Raw genomic sequence first — 25,295 nt, 5'->3', positions numbered from 1 at the left:
CTCAGTAATAGAGGATGGCGGTGGCGAACAGGCCCTTGGCGCGCTGCGTATCACCGCCACCGATCGCAAAGCGGTACTGCACGGTCAGGTCGAGGTAGGAACGCGGCGTGTTGTAGCGGTCCTCGCGGAACCAGTAGCGCACGCCCAGGCCCGGCCCCGCGCCAAGTGACCAGCTGCGCTGCGTATCGTTGAGCGCGAACGACTGCGACGGGAACAGCGGGTAACGGATGTCGCGCACGCGCGAGCGCTGGTCCAGCCAGTCCGCCCCCACCACCAGATACGGCGTGACCACCCAGTGGGTCTGCCCGGCGCCAAAGCGGAAGCTGCGTCCGGCGCGCAGTTCACCGGCTGCGAACCACTGTTCGCGATGCAGGCGCCCGCTGGCATCGCCGATCCGCCGCACCGGTATGCCGTTGGCATCGAGTGCATCCAGCGTGAAATGCGCGCTGTTGTCATCCCATGTGTAACCGCCCTGCGCGTAGCCGCTGACCATCCACCACTGGTTCACGTCGGTGCGCAGGTCGGTACCGTGGTAATAGCCGTAGGTCAGGTAGGACATCCAGCCACCGGAACCGCTGGCCAGGCGGTAGCGGGCCAGCGTGCTGGCTTCCAGTGGCGGGTTCAGGGCCAGCTGCAGGCTACACTGCACGGCCGCGGACGCGGGATAGACATCGCCCGTGCGGGTGGCGCTACCGAGAAACTGGCGGCGCTCGATGCCGGCGCTCAGGCCGGTCTGGCCGAAGGCGTAGCGCATGCCGAACGAGGCGATGGTGGACGGCCAGCCGGTGGTGGAACGCGAGCGGCTGAGACGGTCGGCGCGAGCACGTGCGTCGGGTGTCGATTCGCCGGTGCACGGGTCCACTGCGCGAATCGATTCGTAGGTGCCGCCCTCGTCGTACAGCGTGTTGAGCAGCCGGGTGTACAGCTCCAGCGTGCCATGCTGGTCATTGAACGCCGGGGGCCGCCAGAACGCTTCCAGCGTGCTGAACACCGAATCGCCCGGCGTACTGATCGCCGCGCCGCCGACATTGGTCGCGGCCTGGCGCGCGCCGCGGAAGCCGGCCGAGGCGATCACGCCCCACTCGCGCGAATAGTTGGCGATGGCATTGCGCACGTTGTAGCGCTGATGCGCATCCAGAGGCAGCTCACCGGCGTCGGCGCGATCAATGGCACTGCGCAGCAGCGACACCGCCTGCGGATGATCGCCGTTGGCCGCACTCGCGTACGCCTGGTCGATCACCACGCTCTTGGGTGCCTTGCCGGTGGCCTCAGCGGCACGGAAGTCGGCCAGTGCGCGCGCCGGTTCACGGGCCTTCTGGTTGAGGTAGCCGCGTTGCATCAGCGCCACCGCGTCATCAGGGTGTTGTGCCAGCGTCGCATCCAGGCGCAGCCGCGCTTCGTCCTGCTGGCTGCGGTTGCCTGCCGCCAGCGTGGTGGTCAGCAGGCCTTGCAGGTCTGCATCGTCCGGTGCGAGTTGCACGGCCTGCCTTGCCTCACCGATGGCCTCGGCAAAGTCCTGCCGCGCGTAGGCTGCATATGCGCGCTGTGCGGCACCACCGTCGCCCTGCAGGTCAGCCGGCATCAGCTCGCAGACATTGCCGGTGCCATCCGACTGGCAATGCTGGAACGGCGCCGGATAGGCCTGCGCACTCATGCGCGGACGCTCGCGACTGGATCCGGTCGCCCTGGCGCGCTGCTCGATGCCCTGCTGCAGCAACTGCTGCGCGCGAGCATCGCCCACATCCGTGGGCAACGCCGCCTGCAGCGGCGCCAGCAGTGCAGCCGCACGTATGCGGTCCCCAGCGGCCAATGCCGCATCCACGGCCAGCAGGCGCACGTTGCGCTGTTGCGTTGTGGACCCCGGCATGGCAAGCGCGGTGTCGAAGTCCTCATTGGCAAGCACGGTCTTGCCCTGGCGCTGGCGCAGATAACCGCGCATCACCCGGGCATTGAGATCGCCGCCGTCGGCCTGCAGTGCCTGGTCGGCGCTGCGCTCGGCGTCGGCCAGCTGCCCCTGCTGCAGCTGCGCGGTGATCAACAGCAACCGGTACGAAGCAACATCCGGCGCAAGCTCAACGGCGGCCCGCGCCTGCGCGACGGCCGCCGCATCGTTCTGCGTGGACAGCGACTGGTAGGCCTGCTGGGCCTGCAGCAGCGCGCGCTGGCGGGCCAGCGCCACGCGCCGCGCGTGCAGTTCCTCGACGTTCGGTGCGCCCAGCTGCAGCGCCGTGCTGATGGCCGCGTCGGCCAGTTCGGCCTGTTGCTGTGCCTCCAGCGCCGCCACCCACAGCATCGCCCAGGCGCCCTGCTTCGGCTGCTGGCGGAAGGCCTGCTCGGCCTTGCTGGCTGCTTCCCGCATGCGCCCGGCGTCATAGGCAGCATAGGCCTCGGTGGCCAGCGTGTAGGCCTGCTGCCTGGCGCGGTCTGCGCCGCTGCCGGCCGCGCGCGGTGGGGAGGGCGCGCGCCCGCCCCTGGCATCCGGGGGCGTGCTGCGCGCAGCGGTGGCAGCGGCCAGTGCCGGCAAGGCCGGATCCTTCAACCCGGCATCCAGTGCACGGCGCGCCTGCTGCTGCGCCTCCGCCGACCGGCCCAGTTTCTGCAACGCATAGATCTGCAGCAGGCGCAGCCGCACCACGTCCGGGCGCAACCGGACAGCTTCGCTGGACTGCTGGTAAGCCGCTTGATAGTCGCCGCGCTCGTAAGCGGCGAAGGCCTGCTCGGCGATGCGGTATGCAGCGCCGGACAACGGCAGCGGCGCATCGGCCTGCGCCAGCACCGGCGCGGCGGCCGTGGCCAGTGCCATGGCAATGACGGTGGACAGCAGCGTGGTCTTCATGCGGGCAAGGCTCCGGGAGGCGGCGACTGCAGCGCGGCCGCACGCCGGCGCTGCTCCTGCATGGCCTGGGCCACGGCCTCTTCGGTAGTGATGCCCTGCTTGACCAGGTAATCGCCAATGCGGCCATCGCGCTGCGGCTTGTACGCATCCAGTGCGATCTCGAAGCGCGCGTGGTCGATCAGGCGCATCTCCACCAGCAGGTCGCCCAGCAAGGGCACGTTGTCCAGCTGCCAGTGCTGGTCGCCGCCGATCAGGCGCAGGCCTGCGTTGATTTCGCTTTCGCGGGCGATGCTCTGTTCGATGTGCGCGCTGCGGGTTTCCTGCTTCAGCAACGCCAGCGCGTCTTCGGGCAATGGGCTGGCCACGGCCAGCCGCAGTGTCTGCTGCTGCCGCGGCGGTAGCGGCAGCATGCGCCACTGCACGCAGGCATCGGCGCTGACCGGGAATGAGCCCGCGCGCAGGTAGTCGACGTCGATGACCGCACGCGGCAGGTCGCCCTGGAAGGCGATGGCTTCGGCCAGGGTTTCATCATCCAGCCAGCCCTGGGTTAGCAGGATGCGGCCCAGCGGCTGCCGCCGGCCGGCATGCTGCTGCGCCAGCGCCTGCTGCAGCCGCTCCGGTTCCACCGCCTGCCAGGTGGTCAACAGCTCACCGAGCTGCTTGCGGGTCTGCACCAGCTGTGCCGCATCGGGGAAGTCGTGCATGGTCTTGTCCCAGACCATGCGCTTGCCGAACAGCAGGTAGGCCAGGAACACCTTCCATGCGCGGGCGGTGGCCATGAAGTTGATCATGTTGCCGACCACCATGCGCGGGATCGACATCAGCGCATGCTCCCAGCCGTACAAGCGGTTGACGAAGTAGAAGCGCTGCACGACGCGGGTCGCCAGCGCTGCTGTGGTCAGCAGCGCGACATTCATCTGCCAGGTACCGGCCTGGAACACGCTGGGGAACTGCATCGTCCACACCCCGGTCGCCTTCAACAGCCAGAACAGCAGCAACTGCAGGAAGATGAGGTAGGCGATGATGCTGACGAACGAGGTGATGATGCCCTTGCGATCGCGCGCCAACAGGTACTTGGTAGCCAGCGAACCGCGCCAGCCCAGCGACTCCCAGCTCTGCAGGCCGATGCCCAGCACCCAGCGCGCCTTCTGCCGGTACGAGGCGCGGAAGTTGTCGGGGAAGTACTCACGCACGCACAGTGCCATCTGCTGGGTGCGCTCGCGCACCGGCCCCCAGCCGAACCAAGACGGCCGGCGCACGCGGAACTGCACCGGGAAGCGGGCGAAGATCGACTGCATGCCCATGGCTGCCAGCCGCGCACCGACGTCGTAATCTTCGGTGAGGCTGTCGGTGTTGAAAGGCTGGTTGTCGGTCTGCGCGCTCAACGCCAGCAGCGCACGCCGCGAAAAGCAGGTGCCGACGCCGGCCGACGGCACCATGCCGGACACGCTCTCGCGCACCACCAGGTCCTTGGCGTGCCATTCGGCGAACTCGTCCATGTAGACACCGGCCACCAGTTCGTACCATTCGCGGTCCAGCGAGGTGACCGGCAGCTGGATCATGTCCTTGCGCGGCAGCAGGTAGTTGTAGAAGCGCAGTTCCATCGGGTGCAGCACGTCTTCGCTGTCGTGCAGGATCACCCCGGCGAACTCGATGTCGTGGCGCTTCTCGTAGTCGAAGATCGCCAGGATCAGCCAGTTCAGGCAGTCGGCCTTGCTGGTCGGTCCGTCATGCGGCACCTCCACGCGGCGCAGGCGCTTGTAGCGACGGCGCATGCGCTCGACTTCGTCGATGGTCTGCTGGTCGTTGGGATAGGTGCCGACGAACACGACGTACTCGCGGTAGTCGAGCACGTTGATCATGTTCTCGACCATCTGCGCGATGACGTCGTACTCCATCCACGCCGGCACCATGATCGCCAGCGGCTGTTCCGGCCGCTGCAGCAGGTCTTCCTGGGTCAGCGGCCGGTACGCGTCGCGGCGCTTGACGGTCAGCGCGCGCCAGCTCTCGCGCACCCAGTACCAGACATCGATGAACAGATCATCGAGGCTGGAGATCAGGATCAGCACGGCCACCGCCGCCGCCGTGGTTTCGAGGGCGGCGTAGTAGTTGGCCAGCTGGATGTTCCAGAACAGACCGTCCACGGTGGATCAATGTCCTGCGTTGGCGGACTTGCGGCGGCGCACCTGGGTGACGCGGGCGGCCAGCAGCGCGAATACGATCACGCCGACCAGCAGCAGCAACCAGACCATGTGCCGTTCCCACTTCGATTGCGGATTGCCATCGTGCGCGAGGCGCGTGCCATAGGGATCCTGGCGGTCGAATTCGCGCACGACGTCAGTGCCGTCAAGCACGGCAAGATCGCCGCGCAGCAACCGGAACGGTGCGCTGAACGACGGTGCCTGTGCACCGAGGTCGCTGTAGAGAACGCCCAACTGGCCGCCGGACGATCCCACCTGCACCACCGCGGCGTGATCCAGGCCGCTGACATCCAGCAGCGGTTGCGACGTGCCACCGACCCGCAGGTGGCCGTCCTTCTGGCCGGCCACATCGACACCGGCCGGTGCAACGCCGAAGGCCAGCCATGGCGCGCCCGGGCTGACCGCGGCACCGGCATCGACCACCTTCAGTTCCGACGCCTCCGGCGAGGCGCCCACTGCACTGGCCACCGCGATGACCTTGCCCAGCGAGGCCGGTGCATCCTGCAGCCAGGCGCCGGGCACGAACACCTGGTTGCCGCGTGACAGCTGGCTGCTGGCACCGACGAAATCACTGCCCAGCGAGCGCCTGGCCAGGGTCAGGTGGCTGCTGGGCAGGATCGAGACTGGATAGCCGGTCGCCGGATCGTGGCAGTAGGGGCGTGCCGGTTGGCGCAGGAAGCTGACACGGATCTCGTTGCGCGCCGACAGCGCGTAGGCCGGTACCTTGGCCACCAGCCGTTGCGGTTGGCCGTTGGCCGACAGCACCTTGCCGCCCAGCAGGTAGTCGTTGAGGTAGATCGTGGCCACCGCGCCCTGACCCGCCGCATTGGGGGCCGCCGAGACATCGATCACCACTTGCTCGGGCAGGCGGCCATCGGCCGACAGCGTGCCCAGATCGAAGCTGGCGCTGCGGTCGGCGCGGGTCACCACATCCATGGTTCCGGCGATGTTTCCGAGCCGGCTCAGCAGTACCTGGTCACCGTCCAGTTTGGGCGTTCCTGCTGCGCTGACCTGCAGGCTGCGGCCCAGCGCATAGCTGCGCCACTGTTCGGCGAACAGTCCGGCCACCTTGCCCGCTGCCGCCGGGTCGACCACCAGCGTCGGACGACCCGCAACGGCCACCACGCTGACCGAAGCGTTGGCGGCGGGCTTCTCCAGGCCGCTCATGTCAGTACCGCGCCACGCAGCAAACGCTGCGCCCGCATCGGTGCCAGCCGCGCCGACCTGTGCGGCCAGCGCATCCAGCGCCGCGCGTACGCCGGCGCGCAATGCCTCGCTGCCGATCATCACATCGGCGGCAAGCGGCCCGCTGTCACGCAACGACAGCAGCGCCCCCACTTCGGCCAGATCCTTGATCGCGTGCACGCGTTCGCCCGTAGCCAGCGCTGCATAGGCCGGCACGCCCTGCAGGCTGGCCGGGACGCTGATGCCGGCCAGGTCGACGCTGTCGCCGACCTTGGGCAGCGCCACCACCTGCACCTGCTTGCCGCCGGCCTGCAACGCGGTACCAATGCGCCAGGCGGCATCATAGGTTGGCGCCTGCAGCGCCTTGCCCTCCACCAGCAGGCGCACCCGCGGTGGCAGCGCGCCCCAGGCCTTGGCGACGGTATCCACGGCACGCCCATCGAAGCGGTAGCTGAAGCGCGAATCCGGCGACAACCGCAGCACATTGGCCGGCGCGCTCTGGTCGGCACATTGATAGTCGGACACGATCGACCACCAGCCGACACCGACCCGCACGAAGCCGTTCTGGCGGGGTTCGCCATCGATGGCCAGCAGCTGGCTGGCATCGCCCTGGGCATCGGTGATCGAACGCGCGGCGACCGGATCGCCATCCACCGACCACAGGCCTGAAGTGCGCCCGGCGTGGCCACGCACATAGCGCCCATCGAGCTGCAGCTGCGCATCGCGGGTGGCAACGCCGGCCGGCACCGGCAGGTAGACCTCGCGCTGGCTCTCCTGCCCACTGAGTACCAGCGGTTGGCGGAAGCCGAGTTCGCGCAGGGTCATCTGCCGGCTCACCGTGCTGTCGCCGCTCCATTCTGCGAACTGGCCGGCGACGCTGTCGGCGGCGTGGGCACTGCCAACCGCGCACGACAGGACGAACGCGGCGGCGGAAACAAACAGGGGACAGCGGCCGGTGTGGCTCATGGCGTCACTTCATGGAGAGGGTGGTAGGCGGCACCGTCGCTGCGGAGACCGGGCGAGAATTCGGGAAGCGGGGCGCCACGCAAGGCGGCGACGATGCGGGCGCTGGCGCGGCCGTCGCCATAGGGACTGCCATCGGGGTCGAAACGGGTCGGCTGCGGTGGCTGTGCCAGGGCCGCATTGACCCCCTCGACGATGCGCGAGGGCGTGGTCCCGACCAGCGTCACCACACCGGCCTCGACCGCCTCCGGGCGCTCGGTGACGTCGCGCATCACCAGCACCGGCTTGGCCAATGCCGGCGCTTCTTCCTGCACGCCACCGGAGTCAGTGAGGATGACGTCGGCGCGCTGCATCAGGCGCACGAAGCGCAGGTAGTCCTGCGGCGGCACCAGGTGCACGTTGTCGAGGTTGCCCAGGTGTGCGTTGACCGGTGCCTGCACGTTCGGATTGAGGTGCACCGGGTACAGCACCTGCAGGTCCGGCCGCTGGGCCAGTTCGGCCAGCGCACGGCAGATGTCCTCGAAGCCCTGGCCGAAGCTCTCGCGGCGATGGCCGGTGACCAGCAGCAGGCGGCGCCCGGGGTCGAGCATGTGGAAGGGTTCGTCAGCCTGGGCACGCAGTGCCGGATCGGCATCCAGGCGCTGCACGGTCTGCTGCAGGGCATCGATGACGGTGTTGCCGGTGACCAGGATCTGACCGCCCAGATGCTCACGGGCCAGGTTGGCGCGCGAGCCGGGAGTGGGTGCATACAGCTGATGACCGACCACGTCGATCACCCGCCGGTTCATCTCCTCCGGCCATGGCCGGTTGATGTCGCCGGTGCGCAGGCCGGCCTCGACATGGCCGATCGGAATGCGGTGGTGGAACGCGGCCAGGGCGGCGGTCATCGCCGTGGTGGTATCGCCGTGCACCAGCACGCGATCCGGGCGGACCTGCGTGTAGAGCGCGTCAAGCCGCTCGAACAGCCTGGAGCACAGGCCATTGAGGGTCTGGTTGGGCACCATGACATCCAGGTCATGGTCGGCGGTGATCTCGAACAGCGACATCACCTGGTCGAGCATCGCCCGGTGCTGGCCGGTGATGCAGACCACCGATTCGATGTCCGCAGCCTCGGCCAGGGCGCGCACCAGCGGCCCCATCTTGATCGCTTCCGGTCGGGTGCCGAACACCGACAGGACCTTCACCGGGGTGCTCCGGAAGGACCGTGCTGGAGAATGCCAGTAGCTGTAGCCACGTCTGGATCCTTTCGGCGTTCCCGCCCAATGCCCGCAGGCAGGAGACGGTCACCTCATGAGGAAACTCCAAATTCGCGACGCCCATCACATTAGATTGATGGTACGTGCGTCGTGGCACTGATCTTCATCGTTGGAAGATCAAGACGCAGTCAACGCCGCCCGTGGGACGGGCGACGTTGCGGCGGAACGCAGCAGGGACAGCCGCCCGGGCGGCCTACTCGTACTGGATGGTGAAGGTGGCCTGGCCGTTCGCGACACCCGCACCCACCGTACCGGCCTGGGTCTGCACATAGCGCGCGCGCAGCGGCAGCGCCATGACGCTGGTCCCCGGCGCGGTGGTGCCGACGTTGATGGTCTGGCCGAAGCGCACTTCGCGCTCGGTGGTGCCAACGCGCTGGACCATCTGGATGCCGATGCGGGTGGCGCTGTTGCTGGCTGCGCTGAGCTTCAGCACACCCGGCATGTTCGAGCTGTCCTGGTCGGCATCGAGGCGGATGCCGATCTTGCTCTGGTAGGCGGCAACATTGCTGCCCTGGCAGTTCAGGCGGATCTCGAAATCACGATCGACCGCGCGCGAACCGACACCGGTGAAGGTGGTGTTGGGCACGCTGCCGAAGTCGACGGCGATGTTGCGGCTGCCGGCCTGCACTTCGCAAGTCGGGCTGACCACGGTGGTGCCCGAGCCCTTGAAGGTGGAGGTCAGCACCGGTCGGCCGGCGCCATCACCGTCGAAGTAGTACGTGGTGAAGCGGCCGTTCGGCGCGATCACGCCCGAGCCGGTCTGCGCAGCGGTCTTGATCAGCTGGATGCGGAAGGTGCCGCCGACCAGCGAGATGGTGCTGTTGCTGGCGAAGTTGATGGTGTGCGGATAGTAGGTCTGGATCGCGCCGGAGTCGCGGTACAGGCGGATGCCCACGCCCGCCACATCGGTTTCATAGACGTTCGAGAAGCCGGCCACCGGACGCTTCTGCGCGGCGTTGACGTACTCGCCGATGGAACGGCCACCGGACCAGTCGCAGCGTGCCACGCTGTTCTGCTGGTTGATCGGTTCGCTGATCTCCTTGATCACGCCACCGACCGGCGTGCTGGGCAGGATCACGATCTGGCCCATGTCCATGGTCACGTCCTGCGCGGTGAACCAGCTGGACTGGATGCGGCACGACGCGCTGGCCTGCTGTGCCAGCAGTGCGCCACCCAGCAGTACAAGGGCCGTCAGCGCCTTGCGGCCACGGGAAGAAATCATCGGCATGCTGCCTCCAGCGGAATGAAGCCGGTCTTGGACGCATCGGCGCCCGCCGGAACCTGGTAATCGATGGTGCAGCGCTGGTCGGCACCGGCGCCCCACTCCACCAGCAGGCGGCCCTGGTTCTTTTCACTGCGCACGTACAGGCGGCCGCCCTGGCTGACCATGCCGACCGGCTGGCCCTGCTCATCCTTGACCTGTGCACCGAACGGCATGCTGCGGCCATCCGGGTTGCGTACCTGGATCAGCAACGCGTTGCCCTTGCGGGTATCGAAGCGCAGGTAGCTGATGGCACCGGCGAACGGTGCGATCGACTGGCTGGTGCTTTCCAGCTCGACGTCGTGGGCCATGCCCTGCGGATCGAGGGTGACGGTGTTGAGGCGGTACGGCGACACGTACGGCACCACGGCGTAGCCGCGGCCATCGACGCGCAGGCCCGGGGCGTTGCTGACGATCGCATCGCGCGCGCCCGGTGCCTCGACCAGCACCATGGTGTCGCCACGCTGCGGGGTGAAAGTGAAGCCGCCCGGATGCACCACCACGCTGCCGTTGGCACCGACGGAAGCCTGGCGGAAATCACGCGAGTGGCTGTAGGTGGCATTCAACGCGGAGTAGCGGCTGCGGTATTCGGCATTGCCGACCGCCGTGGTGCCACCCTCGCGGGAATCGGACAGGGCCACGCCGTAGCTGAAGTTGTTGTCGACGCCGGCCGAACCGGTGATGCCGACGCGGCTGTTGTCGTAGCCACCGCGGTCGCGCACGCCCAGATCGGCACTGAATGACACCGGGTGGGTACCACGGCCCAGCGGCACGCTCATCGACAGCAGGTACTGGGTGTCGGAACGGCCGAGCACGCCTTCTTCGGTGCGCAGCGCCGAGAAGCCGTAGTTCACCGAACGCCAGGCGTTGTTGTAGCCCACCTGGTACTGCTTGGAGGTGCCGGAGCGGTCATAGAAGTCACGCACCGAACCGGTCACGTACAGCGCACCGCCACGACGGCCCAGCGGCTGGTTCAAGGTCACCTGGAACTGGCTGCGCTGGCGACCACGGGTGGTCGGATCGATGCCGCGCTTGTCCGAGTCACGGCCATACAGCGCGTCCTGCAGGCTGTAGAAACCTTCGGTCGAGTAACGGTAGGCGGCCAGGGTCAGGTTGGTGCCGGTCTCACCGATCATGTTGCTGTAGCTCAAGCGCACGCTGGCGCCGGTGTGGCTGCCGTAGTGGTCGAACGAGGTGCGTGCATGGGTGACGTCTGCCGCGAAGGCACCGACCCGCGTGGACAGGCCGACACCGTACAGCAGCGACAGGTAGCCATCGCTCAGCGCGCTGCCGCCGTACAGGGTCAGCTGGTTGCCGATGCCGCGCTGGTAGGTGCCCTGCACCAGCCAGGGTTCGTCGGCCAGCAGCTTGTTGCGCACCTGGCCGGCGGTCAGCGAGTAACGCGACACGCCTTCGCGCAGCATCTGCGGCACCGAGCCGAACGGCACCTTGAATTCGCGGCGGCGGCCATCGGCCTCGATCACGCTCACTTCCAGGTCGCCGCCGTAGCCGGTCGGGTACAGGTCATCGATGACGAAGTTGCCCGGCGAAACGGTGGAGGAGTAGATCAGCTGCTGGTTCTGGCGCACTTCGATGCGCGCATTGGTCTCGGCGATGCCGCGCACCACCGGCGCGTAGCCGCGCAGCGAATCGGGCAGCATGCGGTCGTCGCTGGCCAGGCTGGCACCGCGGTAGCCGATCGAGTCGAACAGCTCGCCGGTGGTATAGGCCTCACCGATGGTGAGCATGCCGCGCACCTGCGGGATGCCGCGCTGTGCGTAGGTGGCGATGCTCTGCCAATGGCGGCCGTCACCCTCGGACCAGGTCAGGTTGGAGTCGTGGCGGAACTGCCAGCCACCCAGGTTCAGGCCGGCATTGAGGCCGAGATAGGCACTGCGGTTGCGCTGGCCACCTTCGACACGGCTGTTGCTGTCGATGGCATTGAAGCTGTAGCCGACGAAACCGGCATTGATGCCGCGGTCCCACAGCGCCGGGTTGACGTAGCCGCGTGCCTCACGGCGCAGGAACACCTGCGGGATGCTGAGGTCGTAGCGCAGGTTGCCGCTGTCGTAGACACCGTAGGCGTTGGCCATGCGCTGCTGCACCGGCACGCAGCTGGTCGTGTCGGTCGGCAGCGTCGGGTCCTGCTGCAGCAGCACGGCCTCGCTGTCCACGCCCATTTCTTCCAGTATCGGCAGCGGCAGGCAGGCGTCGACACGGCCCTGTGCATCGGCCTTGAACTGCAGGTCACGACGGCCCTGCCAGGCACCGTTGACGTAGACGTCGACACGGTAGTTGCCGGCAACCATCGGGTTGCCATTGCTGAAGGCCGCCAGGTCGACCTGCTTGGCCTGGCCGGACAGGAAGCTGGAATTGAACTGGGCCGATTCCGGTGCACGCGCATTGGCCGCACCACTCTGCGCCATCAGCGCCTGTTCGCCGAGATTGGCCGGTGCAGCCAGCGCCCATCCTGGGCAGGCCGCGCCAACAACCAGCAGGCAAAGCGCCTGATGGATCGACAATGTCAATCTGTTTCCGATCACACTGACATTCCTTCAATTCGCCGCACGGCGGCGGTGGCGGGATGCGCAGGCCCATGGCCGGCGCGGCGCGTTCAGCTCCCGGTGCTGTCGAGGCGGACGGTGTGCTCGACCCGGCCGCCGTAATCGTTGATGGTGATGAAGCGCACCTGGTTGGTGCCCGCCGGCGCGGCGAACTCCAGGCTCTGCTTCGGCGCGACCATCGCGCCCTTGTCCTCGACGGCCTTTTCGCTGCTGCCGGTCACGGCATGCACTTCGGCCAGAGTGACGTGGAAGGGGCTCGGGTTTTCCACCCGCAGGCGGTCGCCATTGCGGGTCCAGCGCAGCGCTGCCGGTGCGTCGTTGGCGACGCCCTTCAGGCCCTGCGGCCGGTAGAAAAGCTTCAGGCGCGAACGGAACGCCACCTGCAGGTAATTCTGGTCACCGCTGTCGGCGTTGTCCGGCGACGGCGGTACATCCAGCACGTTGAGCCAGAACACCGTCTCGCGATCGGTCGGCAGCTGTGCGCCGGAGAAGATCAGGCGCAGCGCCTGGCTGCGGCCCGGCTCGACGCGCGCGATCGGCGGCGTCAGCACGAACGGAGCATCGCTGGTATCGGCGGTCTGGTTGGCGTCGCCACTGTCGATCCAGGCCTGGACCAGTGCGGGCGAGTCGCCCACGTTGTCGACCTGCACGGTGACTTCGCGCGCCTGTGCCGGGTAGATCACCCGCGTGCCATTGACCACCACGCCGGCCAGTGCGTTCTGGCAGAGGGGCAGCGTGAACGCTGCCAGCAGCAGCGCCCGGGGAAAGAGTGCTTTCATCGGAAGTACTACGCTCGAGGGGTGTGGCCAGGGGCCGCGGAGCACTGGCCGGCGCGTACGCCGGCCAATGCGGGTACAGCTACGATCAGTTGTAGATGATCGTGTACTTGACGCTGCTGGTGACGTCGCCCGGGGTGGCGGCGGCAGTGGCGTAGTACTCAGCGTAGTAGTTCAGGTCGGCCGAGCCGTCGGTGCCGACGGTGACCCACTGCGAGTTGGTCTGGGCCAGGCCAGCGCCAGCCGCCTTGATCGGCAGGAACTGGTTGTTCGAGCCCAGCAGCTGCAGCTGCACGTTGGTGGCAGCGTTGGCCGAGGCCTGGTTGACCAGGCGGCCGCTGTTGAAGTCGACGGTCGAACCCGGCTCGAAGTAGGTGGCGACGTTGCCGGCGCTGCACTTGGTCAGGTTGATGGCGAACGGGGTACGGCCCGCAACGGCACCGGCGGTAGCCAGAGTGTTCTTCGACACGGTCGGCAGGGTCACGGCGAAGTCCTTGCCGCCCGGGGTCGAGATGGTGCAGGTCTTGTCGGTCACCTTGCCATTGAAGGTGATGGTGCCGTCGGCGGCGTTGGCGGCCAGCGGAGCGGCGGCCAGCATCAGAGCGGCAATGAGGTTGATCTTGTGCATTCGCTTTTACCTAACCCTACTGAAGAGATGAGAAGTAGAGGAGGAAGCAAGGAGCACTGCCGGGCTAACAAGACCCATCCTTGCGTCTCACCTGTGGCCGGACTCGGACATACCTTCCCCTGAATCCGTGACGCAAGTATATGCACAAATGTGATGAAAGTCTCATTATTTTTCTGAACGCCAATTCATTGACGCTCTAAATGTGACGTGATAGGCGAAATCTGCGCCTGGGAGGCGTGAAAGATTTGACGACGGGGCCGCCAGGTCGCGGCCGACCGTGGATGACGCATTGAGAGGCGCGTTCGGCAGGCGCGGAAACAGGCCTTTTTCAGCCGGAAATCGCCTTATTTGATGCGCATCACTCTTTCTTGGTGATGGCCCTAGCAGATTCGGATTTGTCCTATTAAAGGCGGATCGAACCTGTCGCTAACTAGGACACACCGAACCAGAGAACGTGTCATGAGGAATTCCATTCTGCTGTGTGTGGCCCTGATGTCCGTCAGTGCGCTGGCCCAGGCCAGCAGCGGCAGCATCCGTTTCAGCGGCCGCATCGCCGAGCCGGGCTGCACGACGAACCTGTCCCAGGGTGAGCTGAGCCTGGCGGCCTGCCCGCCGTCGGCCAAGGGCTCGACGGTGGAAGTGACGGCACTGGCCGATGGCCAGGCGGCGACGCTGCGCGATGGCAAGCGCCAGGGCCAGAAGCTGTCGGTGTCGGCCAGCGCGATGCGCGCCGGCGATATCGCCTTCTCCGAGCGTTACAGCGTGCAGGCTTCGAAGCAGCAGCCGCTGCAGGGCGCCTACCTGGTGGTGGTCGACTACCTGTAAGCCGACGTATTTACGCCGGCGGCAGCTCGAAGACCTGGCGCAGGTAGGCCAGGTAACCCGGGTCGTCGCACATGCTCTTGCCCGGCGAATCGCTGAGCTTGGCCACCGGCTGGCCGTTGCAGCGGACCATCTTGATGACGATGTTGAGCGGTGTCGGGCCCAGGTCATTGGTCAGGTGGGTGCCGACACCGAACGCGACCTGGCAGCGACCGCGGAAGTAGTCGTACAGGCGCATGACCTTGGCGATGTCGAGCCCATCGCTGAACACCAGCACCTTGCTGCGCGGATCGACCCGGCGCTGCTGGAAGTGCGCCAGCATGCGGTCACCCCAGTCGAACGGATCGCCTGAGTCATGGCGCACACCGTCGAACAGCTTGCAGAAATACATGTCGAAGTCGCGCAGGAACGCGTCCAGGCCGACCACATCGGACAACGCGATGCCGAGGTCGCCGCGGTACTCGCGCGCCCAGGATTCCAGTGCCGCCACCTGCGAATCACGCAGGCGCGGGCCGAGCGCCTGGAACGCCTGCAGGTACTCGTGGGCCATGGTGCCGTGCGGGGTCATGCCGTACAGGCGCGCGAAGTGGACGTTGCTGGTGCCGACCAGCTGCGGGCCGAGCGCGTCACGCAGCAGCGGCAGCAGCCGGGCATGCCAGTCACGCGAGTAGCGGCGACGGCTGCCATAGTCGGCGATGCGGCATTGTTCGAAGCCGGGGGTATCGCGCAGCAGCGCGGCCTTGGCCTGCAGCCGGCGCTCGCCTTCGGCGAAGTCGGCCGTGGTGGTGTTGCGGAACCAGACTTCGTTGATGATCGCCAGCAGCGGCACTTCAAACAGGATGGTGTGCAGCCACGGGCCGGTGATGTCCAGTTCGATCTCGCCGGGCACGGCCGTCGACGCACGCAGTTGGATGTACTTGCGGTCGAGGTGGAACAGGCCGAGGAAATCGGCGAAATCCGGCTTCACGAAGCGCAGGCCACGCATGTAGTCCAGCTCCGCGTCGCTGAAGCGCAGGCTGCACAGGTGGTCGATTTCTTCGTCGATCTGGTCGATGTAGCGGGCCAGGTCAATGCCGGGCGTACGGCACTTGAACCGGTACTGCACCTGGGCGCCGGGGTGCTGGTGCAGCACCGCCTGCATCATGGTGAACTTGTACAGGTCGGTGTCGAGCAGGGACTGGATGATAGGCATGGAGCGGATTATGCGCCCGGCAGGGTGAACCGGGGTGCCTGCGGCCACGCTCGGCTCACGGGGAACAGCATTGGTAGATCCACGCCATACGTGGATGCTCCTGCGGCGCTACAGCGACCTGCGCAGCAGCCTCGGCACCAGCATCGCCGCATGCGCCCAGATCGCGGCCCACACCGCAACGCGTACCGGCAGCGACCGCTGCTTCGCCTCGAACTTCTGGAAGTAGCGCCACAGCCCCCTGTGCTTGTGCCATTCCACGAAGAATGGCCGCGAGCGGCTGGAGACGCCGCGCACATGGGTAACCTGCAGGTCGTTGGCGATCGCCACCACCGCGCCGGCCTCGCGTGCGCGGCGGCACAGATCCAGGTCCTCGGCATGCAGGCGGTAACCCGCATCCCAACCACCGATGCGCTCGAACAGGGTACGCGGCATCATCAGCAGCGCACCGGACAACGCCGGCACGGACTGCACGGCCTGGTGTGGATCGCGCGGAACCGCCAGCTTCGAGCCCTTGCCCGGCGAGCGCAGCATCAGCAGGAAATCCGGATCGCGACGGCGCACCGCTTCATCGGCGTGGCCGTGCTCGTCCACCTGCTCCACGCCCAGCAGGCAATCGCCCAGCACCTCGCCACGGCTGCGCAATTCGGTCAGGGTGTCCGGCTCAATCATCAGGTCCGGGTTGATGAAGGCCAGCCACGGGCTGTGCGAGTCGGCCACGCCCTGGTTGTTGGCGGCGGCAAAGCCGGGATTGTCCGGATTGCCGACGAAGCGCACGCGCGGGTCATGGCTGGCATGCCGCTGCACGATGTCCAGCGTGCCATCCAGCGAACCATTGTCGATCACCCGGATCTCGGCGATGTCCTGCGCCTGGCGCAGGCGCGACAGGCAGGCATCGATGGTGCTGCCACTCTGGTAGGTGACGACGATGGCGGCAATGGTTGCATTCAAACGGGAGGCTCCGGCGCGGGCGGGACAAACAGGTCGCCCTGTTCCTTCGGCATTATCGCCTGCCGCATGCGCTGCTGCAGGTCGTCACGCAGACCGTGCAGTGGATCGTGCATCAGGAAATCGGCCAGCCGCGGCACCCAGGCCGGCCAGCGTGCCGCCAGGGCCTCCAGGTCGCCATCGCGGCTGACCGCCTCCCCTGCCCGGCTGACGAACGCGGTCTCGCACAACACATTGCGCCACCCCAGGCCCGCCATGCGCAGGCTCAGGTCGACCAGCGCGGCATTCCAGCCGGCATAGCTGTCCACGTCCAGGCCACCGGCACGGCGGCGCGCGTTGCCACGTACCAGCACCGCGTGGGTGACCGCCGATGGCAGCTCCGGGTGCAGCGTCGGCAATGTAGCGCAGGTATGCGCCAGCAAGGCCGGGTCATGGGGTTCGGGATTGATCTCGCCCAGCCGTGGCCACGCCGCGGTCTCGCCGGCATTGCACCAGGGGGTCGCGGTGGCAATGGCGGCATCGCGGGCGAATGCATCCTGCAACTGCTGCAACCAACCGGGCGACGGCACGCTGTCCGGCGCCAGCACGGCCACGTCCAGGCCATCGCAGGCGCGCAGCATCTCGTCCAGATGGGCAACCTCGCCCAGTGGGCGCGCGCGCCGGGTGTACTCGGCCTGCAGCGGCGTATGCGCCAACCAGTGCTCGACCACGGCCTGCGCACGCGGCCCTGCCTGCGCGTCATCGGCCAGCCAGACCGCGGTGCCCGGCGCGGTGCCGGCATCCAGTGCGGCCAGGCAGCGGTCGAGCGCGGCATCGTCCACGCACAGCGGCAACAACACGATCGCCCCCATCCCGCCTCCGTGGTTGTCGGTGGCCACAGCGTAGCACCGGGAGGGTATCGGCCGGGTTGCACCCGGCACCCGCGGTAGTGCCGGCCGCTGGCCGGCAGCAGCCGAAGCAGAAGCTGGGTTCCTGCGGGATGGCGGGGTGGGTCCGGTTGCGGGGGACGCCGTAAACCCGTCCTTGGGGGCTTGGCCGCGGCATCCATGCCGCGGACTGATCTGGCCCCCCGCAACCGGACCCACCCCGCCTTCGACAGATTTCTTCGCCCTGCCAGCAAAGCCTGGGGTCAGATCCGTTTTCCACAGGAAAACGGATCTGACCCCATTTCCTGATTTCGAAATCTGACAGACAGTCATCCACGCACGGCGTGGATCTACCGTGTCGACCAAGGTCGACACCTACCAACAGCAGCACACTGTCGAAGGCGGGCACTGTGGGTTTGCGGGGTGTGAGCCGCATGGATGCGGCGACCAAGCCCCCATGGATGGGTTTACGGCGTCCCCGCAAACCCACAGTGCCCCGCCATCCCTCAGTAAACCCGCTGTTGCTTCGGCTGTTGCCGTTGCTCTGGCCTCTGCGGGTGCCGGGCGCCGCCCGGCCGTAAACCCCTTACTTCTTCGCGCGCGGCTGGTTCAGCGGCTCCATCGCGCGGAAGCGCTTGCTGTACTCATCGGTCAGGTTGCGCGATTCCTGGTTGTTGCGGACGATGGTCGGGGTCAGCAGCACGATCACCTCCGAACGACGGCTGGTGCGGGTCTTCTGCCCGAACAACGCACCGACCACCGGGATCCTGCTCAGGCCCGGAATGCCGCTGCTGCCATCGGTGGCCGAGTCGGTGATCAGGCCCGCCAGCATGATGGTGTCGCCGCTCTGTACCGCCGCTTCGGTGGACAGCTTCTTGGTCGAGATGCGCGGGTTGCAGTTGCGCTCGTTCGGGTTGCAGGCGTCCGGCACGTCGGAGGCGCTGCTGACCTCCTGCACGATATCCAGGAACACAGTGCCATCGCGGGTCACGCGCGGGCGTACCTTGAGGATCACGCCCGTGTCGATGTACTGCACCGAGCTGTAGGTGCTGGTGCCCACGCCGGTATTCACCGTGGTGGTGTTGATCGGCACCTTGTCGCCAACGTTGAGCGTGGCCTCGGCGTTGTTGCGCACGAACACCGACGGTGTCTGCAGCAGGCGCAGGTCGGTGACCTTGTCCAGCGCGCTGACCACGGCGGCCGCGTTGTGGCCGGTGAACGCCCAGCCCACGCCGTCGTTGCCGGTGACACCGCCGGCGAAGGTATTCCACGAACCGCCCGCTGCCGGCGGCAGGGTCAGGCCTGCCAGTGCGCCGGTCAGCGCGCGACCAGCCACGGCGTTGTCGAAGAACCAGTTCACGCCATACTTCAGGTCACCGGTCAGCGCGACTTCGGCCACCTGTGCCTCGATGTGCACCTGCAGCGGCATCACGTCCAGCTTCTCGATCACCTCGCGGATCGAGCGCCAGGCCTGCGGGGTCGAGCGCACCAGCAGGGTGTTGGTCTCCTCCACCGCCGACACGCCGACGCGGTCGCCCTCCACTTCCAGGCTGACGCTGACGTTGCCGGGCTGGCGCTGCGGCAGGTTCAGGCTGCCGTTGCTGCTGCCACTGCCACTGCTCCCGCCCAGCGTCGAGCCGAGGGTGCTGCTGTTGTTGTCCATGCCACGATCGCCGTCACCGCCCAGCTGCGACGGGATGGCGCCTGGCGCCAGCGAGGCCGGGCTGGAGGCGCCGCGGTTGCCACTGCTGGCGAAGGCCTCGCTGAGGCGCTCGGCCAGATCGCGTGCCTTGATGTAGCGCAGCTCGTAGGAGAACAGGCGGGCGCTGCCACCTGCGGTGTCGATGCGATCCAGCCACTGCTGGATCTGGTCCAGGTAGCGTACCTGCGGCGTGATCACGAGCACGGCGTTGGCGTTCTCCAGCGGCAGGAAACGGAACATGCCAGCACTGGGCGTCTTGCTCTCTTCGCCAAACACCTTTTCCAGGTCGGCCGCGACCTGCTCAGCCTTGCCCGACTGGATCGGGAACACGCCCACCGACATGCCCGACAACCAGTCGACGTCGAAGATCTCGACGGTGCGCAGGTAGTTTTCCAGTTCTGCGCGGGTACCACCGAGGGTGATCACGTTGCGGCCGCTGTCCACATTGACGATGGCGTTGGGACGCGCATACGGCTCCAGCACCTTCTTCATCTCGGTGGCCGAGATGAACTGCAGGGGGACCACGCGGACCTCGAAGCCGCGTGCGCTGGCCGCCGGCGCGGTGCTCGGCGCGACCGTGCCGGCCAGCGCCTGGTCGGCGGCGACGATGTTGTAGCGCCCACCGCTGTAGACCATGCGTGCGTTGTTCCAGCCCAGCACCATCTCCAGCAGGTTCAGCGCCTGCGCCGGCGAGACCGGCTTGGGCGTGGCCAGGGTGACCGTGCCCTGCACGCCCGGTGCGATCACGTAGTTCTGGCCAAGCATGTCACCAAGGATGGCCTTGACCACCGCATGCAGCGATTCGCCTTCGAAGTTGAAGGTGGCCTCGCCGGTGCTGGCGCCATGCAGCGCCGGTGCCGGTGCGCGCGCGGCCTCACGGTTGATCATGGTGCCGGTGCCGCGGCGGATCACCGCCTGCGGTGCGCCCTGGCTCTCGCGGGCGGCATCGGCGGCGACGTCGGCTGCCTGGCCGGCATCGGCACTGGGCGACAGGTTGCCGTTGCGCTGCACGTGCGGCGCGGACACCGTACTGCAGCCGACCAGCAGCGCGAGGGCAAAGGACCAGGGAAGAAAACGCAGGTTCATGCATTCACTCTATCGGTTGGTGCCATCGCCCGGGGGCGGCGACGGTTGTTGCTGCTGTTGTTGCAGCTGGCGGCGACGGGCCTGGATGCGTTCGCGGATGGCCTGCATCTGCGCTTCGCTGGGACCGTTGTTGTTGGCCGGTGGTGTTTTTGCAGCTGACGCCGCAGGCGTGGGGGCATTGCCGGCGGGCGGCGTCGATGGGGTTGCCGCGACCGGTGGCGGCGCCGGCGGAGCACCCGCCGAAGGCGGCACGACGATCGCGCCTGCAGGCGGTACACCGTTGGCACCGCGCAGCACCGTCGGCGGCTCACCGCCCTGGCCGTTGAACACCGCCAGTTCCAGGACCTGGTTGCCACCGGGGCCGATCACCGTCGCCTGGCGCGGCTGCAGCGCGACCAGCTGCCAGCCATCCACGGCTTCGCCGTTCAGGCGCAGGCGCAGCGAGCGGTTCTGTTCGGTGGTGAAGGTGGCCATGCCGAAATCGCCGGTCAGCAGCACGCCGGTCAGGCGCAACGCGGCACTGGCCGCCGGTTCGCTGCCCCCCAGCAGATAGGGCCGCGGCCTGCGGTCTTCGGCGAACAGCGGGCGCTCACCGATCGCGCTGTAGCTGCCGGCGCTGGCCATGCGCTCTGCAGCCAGCGGCGGCAGCGATGGCAGCGATGGCGCGGCGTCGGCATCACCGTCGGCGCCCGGCAGCTGGCTGCCCAGCCCGAACACGGTTGACAGCCAGACCGCCGCCGCCCAGCCGGCCAGTGCCAGCAGCAAGCCGGTACGCAGGCTGATCTGCTCAAGCTTCATCGGCCACCTCCGGCCCTTCGGACGGGGGCGCCGGCTGGGGCGCAGGCGTGGCCTCGGCCGGCGACGTGGACGGTGCCGCAGCGGGTGCCGGTACCGTGCCGTCGGCGGCGGCGCCTGGCAGCAGATAGCCGGCCAGCTCGAAGGACACATCCAGGCCCAGCCCGGATTCGTTCGGCGATTGCTGGAAGCGCTGCGCGATCAGATTGAGGTTGTCGACGAACAGGCGGGGGCTGCCGGTTTCGAGGCTGTGCAGCACGGTGGCCAGTTCGGCCACGCCGCAGCGCAGGCGCACCTGCATGGCGACGCGCACGAACTCGGCATCGCGCCGGTTGTCGGTCAGCGGCGTGCGGTTGCTGATGGTGCAGCTGCGGTTGCCCGGGCTGGCCATCGCCACCGCATCCTGCAGCCGGGCGCCCAATGCAGCGGCGGCAGCTTCGGCAGTGGCTTCGCGCAGGAAGCCTGGCTGCTGCTGCAGTGCCTCGCGGGTAGCGCGAAGGCGCTGTTCGATCTGCGGCTGCTGCTGCAGCTGCGCCTGCACGCGCGACTCGCGTTCGCGCAGGGCGGCGACATCGGCATCGATCGCACGCAGCGGCTGGGTGAACCAGGGGTGCACCAGCAGCAGATAAGCCAGGCCCAGCACTGCCAGCAGCAGTGCCAGCGCCAGCCAGCGATCACGGCGTGCGCTTGGCATCGGCATCGGCCGCCTCCGGGGTCGGTGCTGCGGCCGGCAACGGCTGCAGTTCGGCGGTCATGGTGAAGCGGTCGCGGCCACTGGCCGCGCCATCGGCCTGCAGCACCCCGGTCAGGTTGACCTTGCGCCACTGCGGTGCGTCCTGCAGCAGCTGCACCAGCTGCGATGCTTCGCGGCTCAGGCCGATCAGCTGCAGGTTGTTGTTCTCGATCGCCAGCTTTTCCAGGTAAGTGCCTTCCGGCAGGCGCCGGGTCAGTTCGTTCCAGATCTCCACCGTACCGGCGCGCTGGCTGCGCTGCTTCTCCAGGAATGCGGCGCCATCGATCAGCGCCTGCAGCTGCGCGCGTTCGCTGGCCACGCCCCGTGCACTGCGCGCGCTGCGCTCGACCTGCGCACGCAGTTCGTCGGCAGCGGCCTGGCGGTTGTCCAACAGCTGCGCCGCGGCCAATACCAGCATCACGACGGCCGCCACTGCCAACAGCAGGTTCCAGCGCCGCATCGGGTCTGGCCGCAATTGGCGCTGCGCGGGCGGCAGCAGGTTCACCTGCAACACGTTGCCCTGCGCATCGATGGCATCGACGCCGGCCAGCGCATCGGCCCATTGGCCCACCCGCGTGCGCCATGCTTCCAGCTGCCGCAGTGGCCACGCCACCAGTTCGACCTGCAACTGCCCTTCGCCGCCCGCGCCGAGTTCACGCACGTCATAGCTGACCTGGGACGCTTCGAACGGGGTCTGCCGGTCGATTTCGAAACCGACCACGGCACGCAGGCGGTCGGCCGCCGCGGCGGGCAGGCGCAGCGTGCGCCGCAGCACATCCGCCGCGGGCAGCAGCCACACCCGGGGCAGGCTGCGCAGGCGCGGCTCGAGTACCCGGTCCAGTTCCACCGGCGACAGCGGCCACGGCAGGCGCGCCACCACTTCGCGGCGTTCACCGGCCTCACGCCAGACCTGCAGCTGGTCGCTCTCAGGCTGCAGCAACAGGCGGGCCTGGCCCCAGCCCAACGCCCATTGCCAGCGCACCGGTACCCAGGCCAGCAGCGACTGCCGCCACCAGCGCAGGAAACGGCCAGCGCCCGGGCCGATCCGGCCCTGCACCTGCCGCAGACTGTCCTGCCACGCCGTCATCTTGCTGTCATTCCCTGCTCCCAGCGAAGCACTGTGTAGGTCCGCCCGGGAACCCCGCCCGAGCCACTGCGTACCACTGCCTGCAACACCGACCTGCGTCCACTGCTGTCGATGGCAGCGGACTCGATACTATAGGTGCCGCTGCTGCTGGCAAGCGTTGTCGTACCACCAGCGGAATCTGCATCACGCTCCTGCTGTGCGCGCTGCGCCATCACCCTGTCCGCATCCAGCCCCAGCGCGCTCAGCACCGGCGCACTGGCGAACTGCGGATCCGGCCGGGCCTGGCGGCTGTACAGGGTCAGGTGCGGCAACATCGCCCGGTACAGCGTGCCGCGCATGCCCAGCACGCGCTGCAGCTCGCCCAGGGTCTCGAAGCGCTTGTTGCGTGGGCCATAGGTCAACCCGGCTGCGGCGTAGTCCTGCGCTTCAGCACCACCGCCCGGCTGCAGCAGGCTGTCCTCGTCACGCCAGTCGATGATGGCCCCGGCCAGCTGCCGGGCCTGGGCATCGTCTTCACCCAGCGCCTTGAGGAAGGCGGCCAGCAGCGCGGCATCGGCCAGGTTCAGGTTGATCTTGCCGTTCTCGTCCAGCACCTTGATCTCGATGCTGGCGTCGTCGAACTGCCAGCGATAGGTCCGACCGTCGGCACGCCAGGGCGCGCGCTGCGGATCGGCCGACAGGCGCAGCAGTGCATACTCGAGGCCGGCACGCGCACGTTCCTGCCCGCGTGCATCGTCATCCAGCACGCGCTGCTGCAGGTGTTCGACCCGTGCGCTCAACGCGAATGCGCCGACCAGCGCGGTCATCAACGCGATCAGCCACAGCACCAGCACCAGTGCCGCCCCACCCTGACGCCTCATCGCGCGCCTCCGCTGCCACCGGCGCGCAGCGCCACCACCAGCGGTGGCCACGGCGCTCCACGGGCCGGCACGATCTGGATCTCCACCAGCATCGGCAGGCGGCGGGTGTCGTCCCAGCGCGGCATCCAGTCGGTCACCTGCCCCGTGCTGGCATCGATACCCCGATAGCGCAGCTGCACCGACTTCAGGTTCTCCACCAGCACCTCGGGCGGGCGCGGTGGATTCTCGGCGATGCGCTCGCCTTCCTGCAGCAGCACCAGGTCCAGCAGCAGGCGCTGTTGGCCATCGCGTCCGTCGACCTGCAGCGCGTGCAGGTAGGGGCCGCCACGGCCGAGGTATCCGGGCAGGTCGGCGGCGAACAACATGCGTTGCTCCTCCCCCTGGAAGAAGATCGGTTCGCGGGTGGGGTCCGGAACCTCAAGCGGGGTGCGCAACGCGCCCGCCAGCTGCCTGCGAAGCAAGGACTCGACCGCGCGCATGCGTTCGCTCTCGGCGGCGATCTGCTCGCCACGCTGGCTGACCGCCATCGCCGAGCGCACGCTGGCAAAGGCCAACGCCAGGCCGCCGGCCAGCAGCACGGTGGCCAGCATCACTTCGACCAGGGTGAAACCTGCGGCGCGGCGCCTCACCGCGCATTCTCCAGGTCGGGCGGCAACAGGCGCAGGCTGCGCCAGCGCAGCTGCTCGCGCTCGCTGTCACCCCAACGCACCTGCAATTGCAGCTCTGCCAGCCATGGGGTCCCCGGTGACGTGGCCTGCACGACATTGCCAGCGCGTGGTTCCACCCACGGCTGAACCTGCAGTTCCCAGTGATAGCGCCCCTGTTCCCAGTCACCCTGCTGGCTGCCCACCTGCAGCGGTGCGTCAACGCCGGCCTCGGCCAGCAACGACTGTGCATGCAGCACCGCGCGCGTGCGCAGCTCGGCATCGCGCACCTGTTTTGCGCCGCCGGACAGGCTGCCCAGCAGCAGGGTCAACGCCAGGCCCAGCAGGGCGAAGGCGATGATCACTTCCAGCAGGGTGAAGCCACGCGCGCGCCGCTTCATTGCGCCCGCCAGGGGCCGGAGCGGACCTCACCGGTGAGCCAGCCGACGTCGACGCGCCATTCGGCGCCGTCGCGCTGCAACCGGATGCGGCCGCCGCTGGAGCCACCATCGGGATGAAATTCGATCACGCCCTGCCCCGGCGCGGTGGCCAGCTGCGCGGCGCCTTCGAACTGCACCTGCAGCTGTGCGGGCACCTCACCGTGGCGCTGGTTGGCGCCCTCCCAGCGCCGCCGCGCCGGCTCGATGACGAAGCGCTGCGGTTCGCCGCGGGCGATTGCCTGCGCGCGCACCATGCGCAGCTGGTTGGCGATGTCCTTGCCGGCGCTGCGCAGCTGCATGCCGGCGAAACCGCGCGACAGGCCAGCGGAGGTGATCAGGCCGATCGCCGCGATCAGTGCGATCACCAGCAGCATTTCCAGCAGCGACAGTCCCGCCGCGCGCCTGCCGTGCAGGCGCGGGTGGGGCAACCGGCGCGGCAGGAAATACGTCATG

20 protein-coding genes are annotated in these 25,295 nt (G+C 68.0%); 1 reads left to right on the top strand and 19 read right to left on the bottom strand.

The annotated features are described in order from the left end of the window. Nucleotide 1 precedes the first annotated feature (1 nt). The 8 genes from ACSYHF_RS03035 to ACSYHF_RS03000 form a co-directional block, all read right to left on the bottom strand. Entirely contained in the window at nucleotides 2–2,836 is a 2,835-nt protein-coding gene (locus ACSYHF_RS03035; protein ID WP_447576071.1) for an NfrA family protein, read from the bottom strand. Next, complete coding sequence (locus ACSYHF_RS03030; RefSeq protein WP_053498095.1) at nucleotides 2,833–4,980, bottom strand: glycosyl transferase family protein; 2,148 nt, start codon at nucleotides 4,978–4,980, stop codon at nucleotides 2,833–2,835. The genes ACSYHF_RS03035 and ACSYHF_RS03030 overlap by 4 nt, the downstream gene beginning before the upstream one ends. Nucleotides 4,981–4,986: 6 nt before the next feature. Continuing rightward, a complete protein-coding gene (locus ACSYHF_RS03025) occupies nucleotides 4,987–7,188 on the bottom strand; it encodes a hypothetical protein (protein WP_447576070.1) in 2,202 nt (733 codons plus the stop codon). Beyond that, nucleotides 7,185–8,369 carry a non-hydrolyzing UDP-N-acetylglucosamine 2-epimerase gene (wecB, locus tag ACSYHF_RS03020; RefSeq protein WP_134955704.1) on the bottom strand — a complete coding sequence of 395 codons (1,185 nt, stop codon included), beginning with the start codon at nucleotides 8,367–8,369 and terminating at the stop codon, nucleotides 7,185–7,187. Before wecB ends, ACSYHF_RS03025 begins: the two co-directional genes overlap by 4 nt. Before the next feature lie 265 nt (nucleotides 8,370–8,634). Beyond that, nucleotides 8,635–9,669, bottom strand: coding sequence for a fimbrial protein (locus ACSYHF_RS03015; protein WP_053498090.1), 1,035 nt, complete (start codon nucleotides 9,667–9,669; stop codon nucleotides 8,635–8,637). Further along, a complete protein-coding gene (locus ACSYHF_RS03010) occupies nucleotides 9,660–12,224 on the bottom strand; it encodes a fimbria/pilus outer membrane usher protein (RefSeq protein ID WP_447576420.1) in 2,565 nt (854 codons plus the stop codon). Before ACSYHF_RS03010 ends, ACSYHF_RS03015 begins: the two co-directional genes overlap by 10 nt. A gap of 92 nt (nucleotides 12,225–12,316) precedes the next feature. Next, on the bottom strand, nucleotides 12,317–13,045 hold the full coding sequence (locus ACSYHF_RS03005; protein WP_005415239.1) for a fimbrial biogenesis chaperone: 729 nt from the start codon (nucleotides 13,043–13,045) through the stop codon (nucleotides 12,317–12,319). An 85-nt stretch (nucleotides 13,046–13,130) separates the two neighbouring features. After that, nucleotides 13,131–13,670, bottom strand: a complete 540-nt coding sequence (locus tag ACSYHF_RS03000) for a fimbrial protein (RefSeq protein WP_005415238.1) — start codon at nucleotides 13,668–13,670, stop codon at nucleotides 13,131–13,133. 459 nt (nucleotides 13,671–14,129) lie between these two features. On the opposite strand from ACSYHF_RS03000, the gene ACSYHF_RS02995 reads away from it, so the two are divergent. Beyond that, the gene (locus tag ACSYHF_RS02995; RefSeq protein ID WP_049414538.1) at nucleotides 14,130–14,495 is read left to right on the top strand and encodes a hypothetical protein; all 366 of its coding nucleotides are present in this window, start codon (nucleotides 14,130–14,132) and stop codon (nucleotides 14,493–14,495) included. Between the two features lie 10 nt (nucleotides 14,496–14,505). Here ACSYHF_RS02995 and pncB read toward each other — a convergent pair whose 3' ends face one another. The 11 genes from pncB to xpsH form a co-directional block, all read right to left on the bottom strand. Further along, complete coding sequence (pncB, locus tag ACSYHF_RS02990; RefSeq protein WP_005415236.1) at nucleotides 14,506–15,684, bottom strand: nicotinate phosphoribosyltransferase; 1,179 nt, start codon at nucleotides 15,682–15,684, stop codon at nucleotides 14,506–14,508. A 108-nt stretch (nucleotides 15,685–15,792) separates the two neighbouring features. Continuing rightward, nucleotides 15,793–16,632, bottom strand: coding sequence for a glycosyltransferase (locus ACSYHF_RS02985; RefSeq protein WP_197599309.1), 840 nt, complete (start codon nucleotides 16,630–16,632; stop codon nucleotides 15,793–15,795). Next, nucleotides 16,629–17,480, bottom strand: coding sequence for a glycosyltransferase (locus ACSYHF_RS02980; RefSeq protein ID WP_197599310.1), 852 nt, complete (start codon nucleotides 17,478–17,480; stop codon nucleotides 16,629–16,631). Before ACSYHF_RS02980 ends, ACSYHF_RS02985 begins: the two co-directional genes overlap by 4 nt. A 601-nt stretch (nucleotides 17,481–18,081) precedes the next feature. Continuing rightward, nucleotides 18,082–20,283 carry a type II secretion system secretin GspD gene (gspD, locus tag ACSYHF_RS02975; protein ID WP_197599311.1) on the bottom strand — a complete coding sequence of 734 codons (2,202 nt, stop codon included), beginning with the start codon at nucleotides 20,281–20,283 and terminating at the stop codon, nucleotides 18,082–18,084. 9 nt (nucleotides 20,284–20,292) lie between these two features. Next, nucleotides 20,293–21,081, bottom strand: coding sequence for a general secretion pathway protein GspN (locus ACSYHF_RS02970; RefSeq protein ID WP_197599312.1), 789 nt, complete (start codon nucleotides 21,079–21,081; stop codon nucleotides 20,293–20,295). After that, the gene (gspM, locus tag ACSYHF_RS02965; RefSeq protein WP_197599313.1) at nucleotides 21,071–21,778 is read right to left on the bottom strand and encodes a type II secretion system protein GspM; all 708 of its coding nucleotides are present in this window, start codon (nucleotides 21,776–21,778) and stop codon (nucleotides 21,071–21,073) included. Before gspM ends, ACSYHF_RS02970 begins: the two co-directional genes overlap by 11 nt. Next, nucleotides 21,753–22,898 carry a PilN domain-containing protein gene (locus ACSYHF_RS02960; RefSeq protein WP_095378085.1) on the bottom strand — a complete coding sequence of 382 codons (1,146 nt, stop codon included), beginning with the start codon at nucleotides 22,896–22,898 and terminating at the stop codon, nucleotides 21,753–21,755. The genes gspM and ACSYHF_RS02960 overlap by 26 nt, the downstream gene beginning before the upstream one ends. Continuing rightward, nucleotides 22,895–23,758 carry a type II secretion system protein GspK gene (locus tag ACSYHF_RS02955; RefSeq protein WP_197599315.1) on the bottom strand — a complete coding sequence of 288 codons (864 nt, stop codon included), beginning with the start codon at nucleotides 23,756–23,758 and terminating at the stop codon, nucleotides 22,895–22,897. Before ACSYHF_RS02955 ends, ACSYHF_RS02960 begins: the two co-directional genes overlap by 4 nt. Beyond that, the gene (locus ACSYHF_RS02950) at nucleotides 23,755–24,387 is read right to left on the bottom strand and encodes a type II secretion system protein J (protein WP_053499709.1); all 633 of its coding nucleotides are present in this window, start codon (nucleotides 24,385–24,387) and stop codon (nucleotides 23,755–23,757) included. Before ACSYHF_RS02950 ends, ACSYHF_RS02955 begins: the two co-directional genes overlap by 4 nt. Beyond that, nucleotides 24,384–24,803: a type II secretion system protein XpsI gene (gene xpsI / locus ACSYHF_RS02945; protein WP_005415227.1), complete on the bottom strand. Its 420-nt coding sequence runs from the start codon at nucleotides 24,801–24,803 to the stop codon at nucleotides 24,384–24,386. Before xpsI ends, ACSYHF_RS02950 begins: the two co-directional genes overlap by 4 nt. Next, complete coding sequence (gene xpsH / locus ACSYHF_RS02940) at nucleotides 24,800–25,294, bottom strand: type II secretion system protein XpsH (protein ID WP_197599316.1); 495 nt, start codon at nucleotides 25,292–25,294, stop codon at nucleotides 24,800–24,802. Before xpsH ends, xpsI begins: the two co-directional genes overlap by 4 nt. Nucleotide 25,295: the final 1 nt, after the last annotated feature.

The sequence above is a fragment of the Stenotrophomonas maltophilia group sp. P373 genome, from assembly GCF_053295075.1.
The sequence above is the reverse complement of the archived record's forward strand: the minus strand, read 5'-3'. Positions and strand labels throughout refer to the sequence as shown.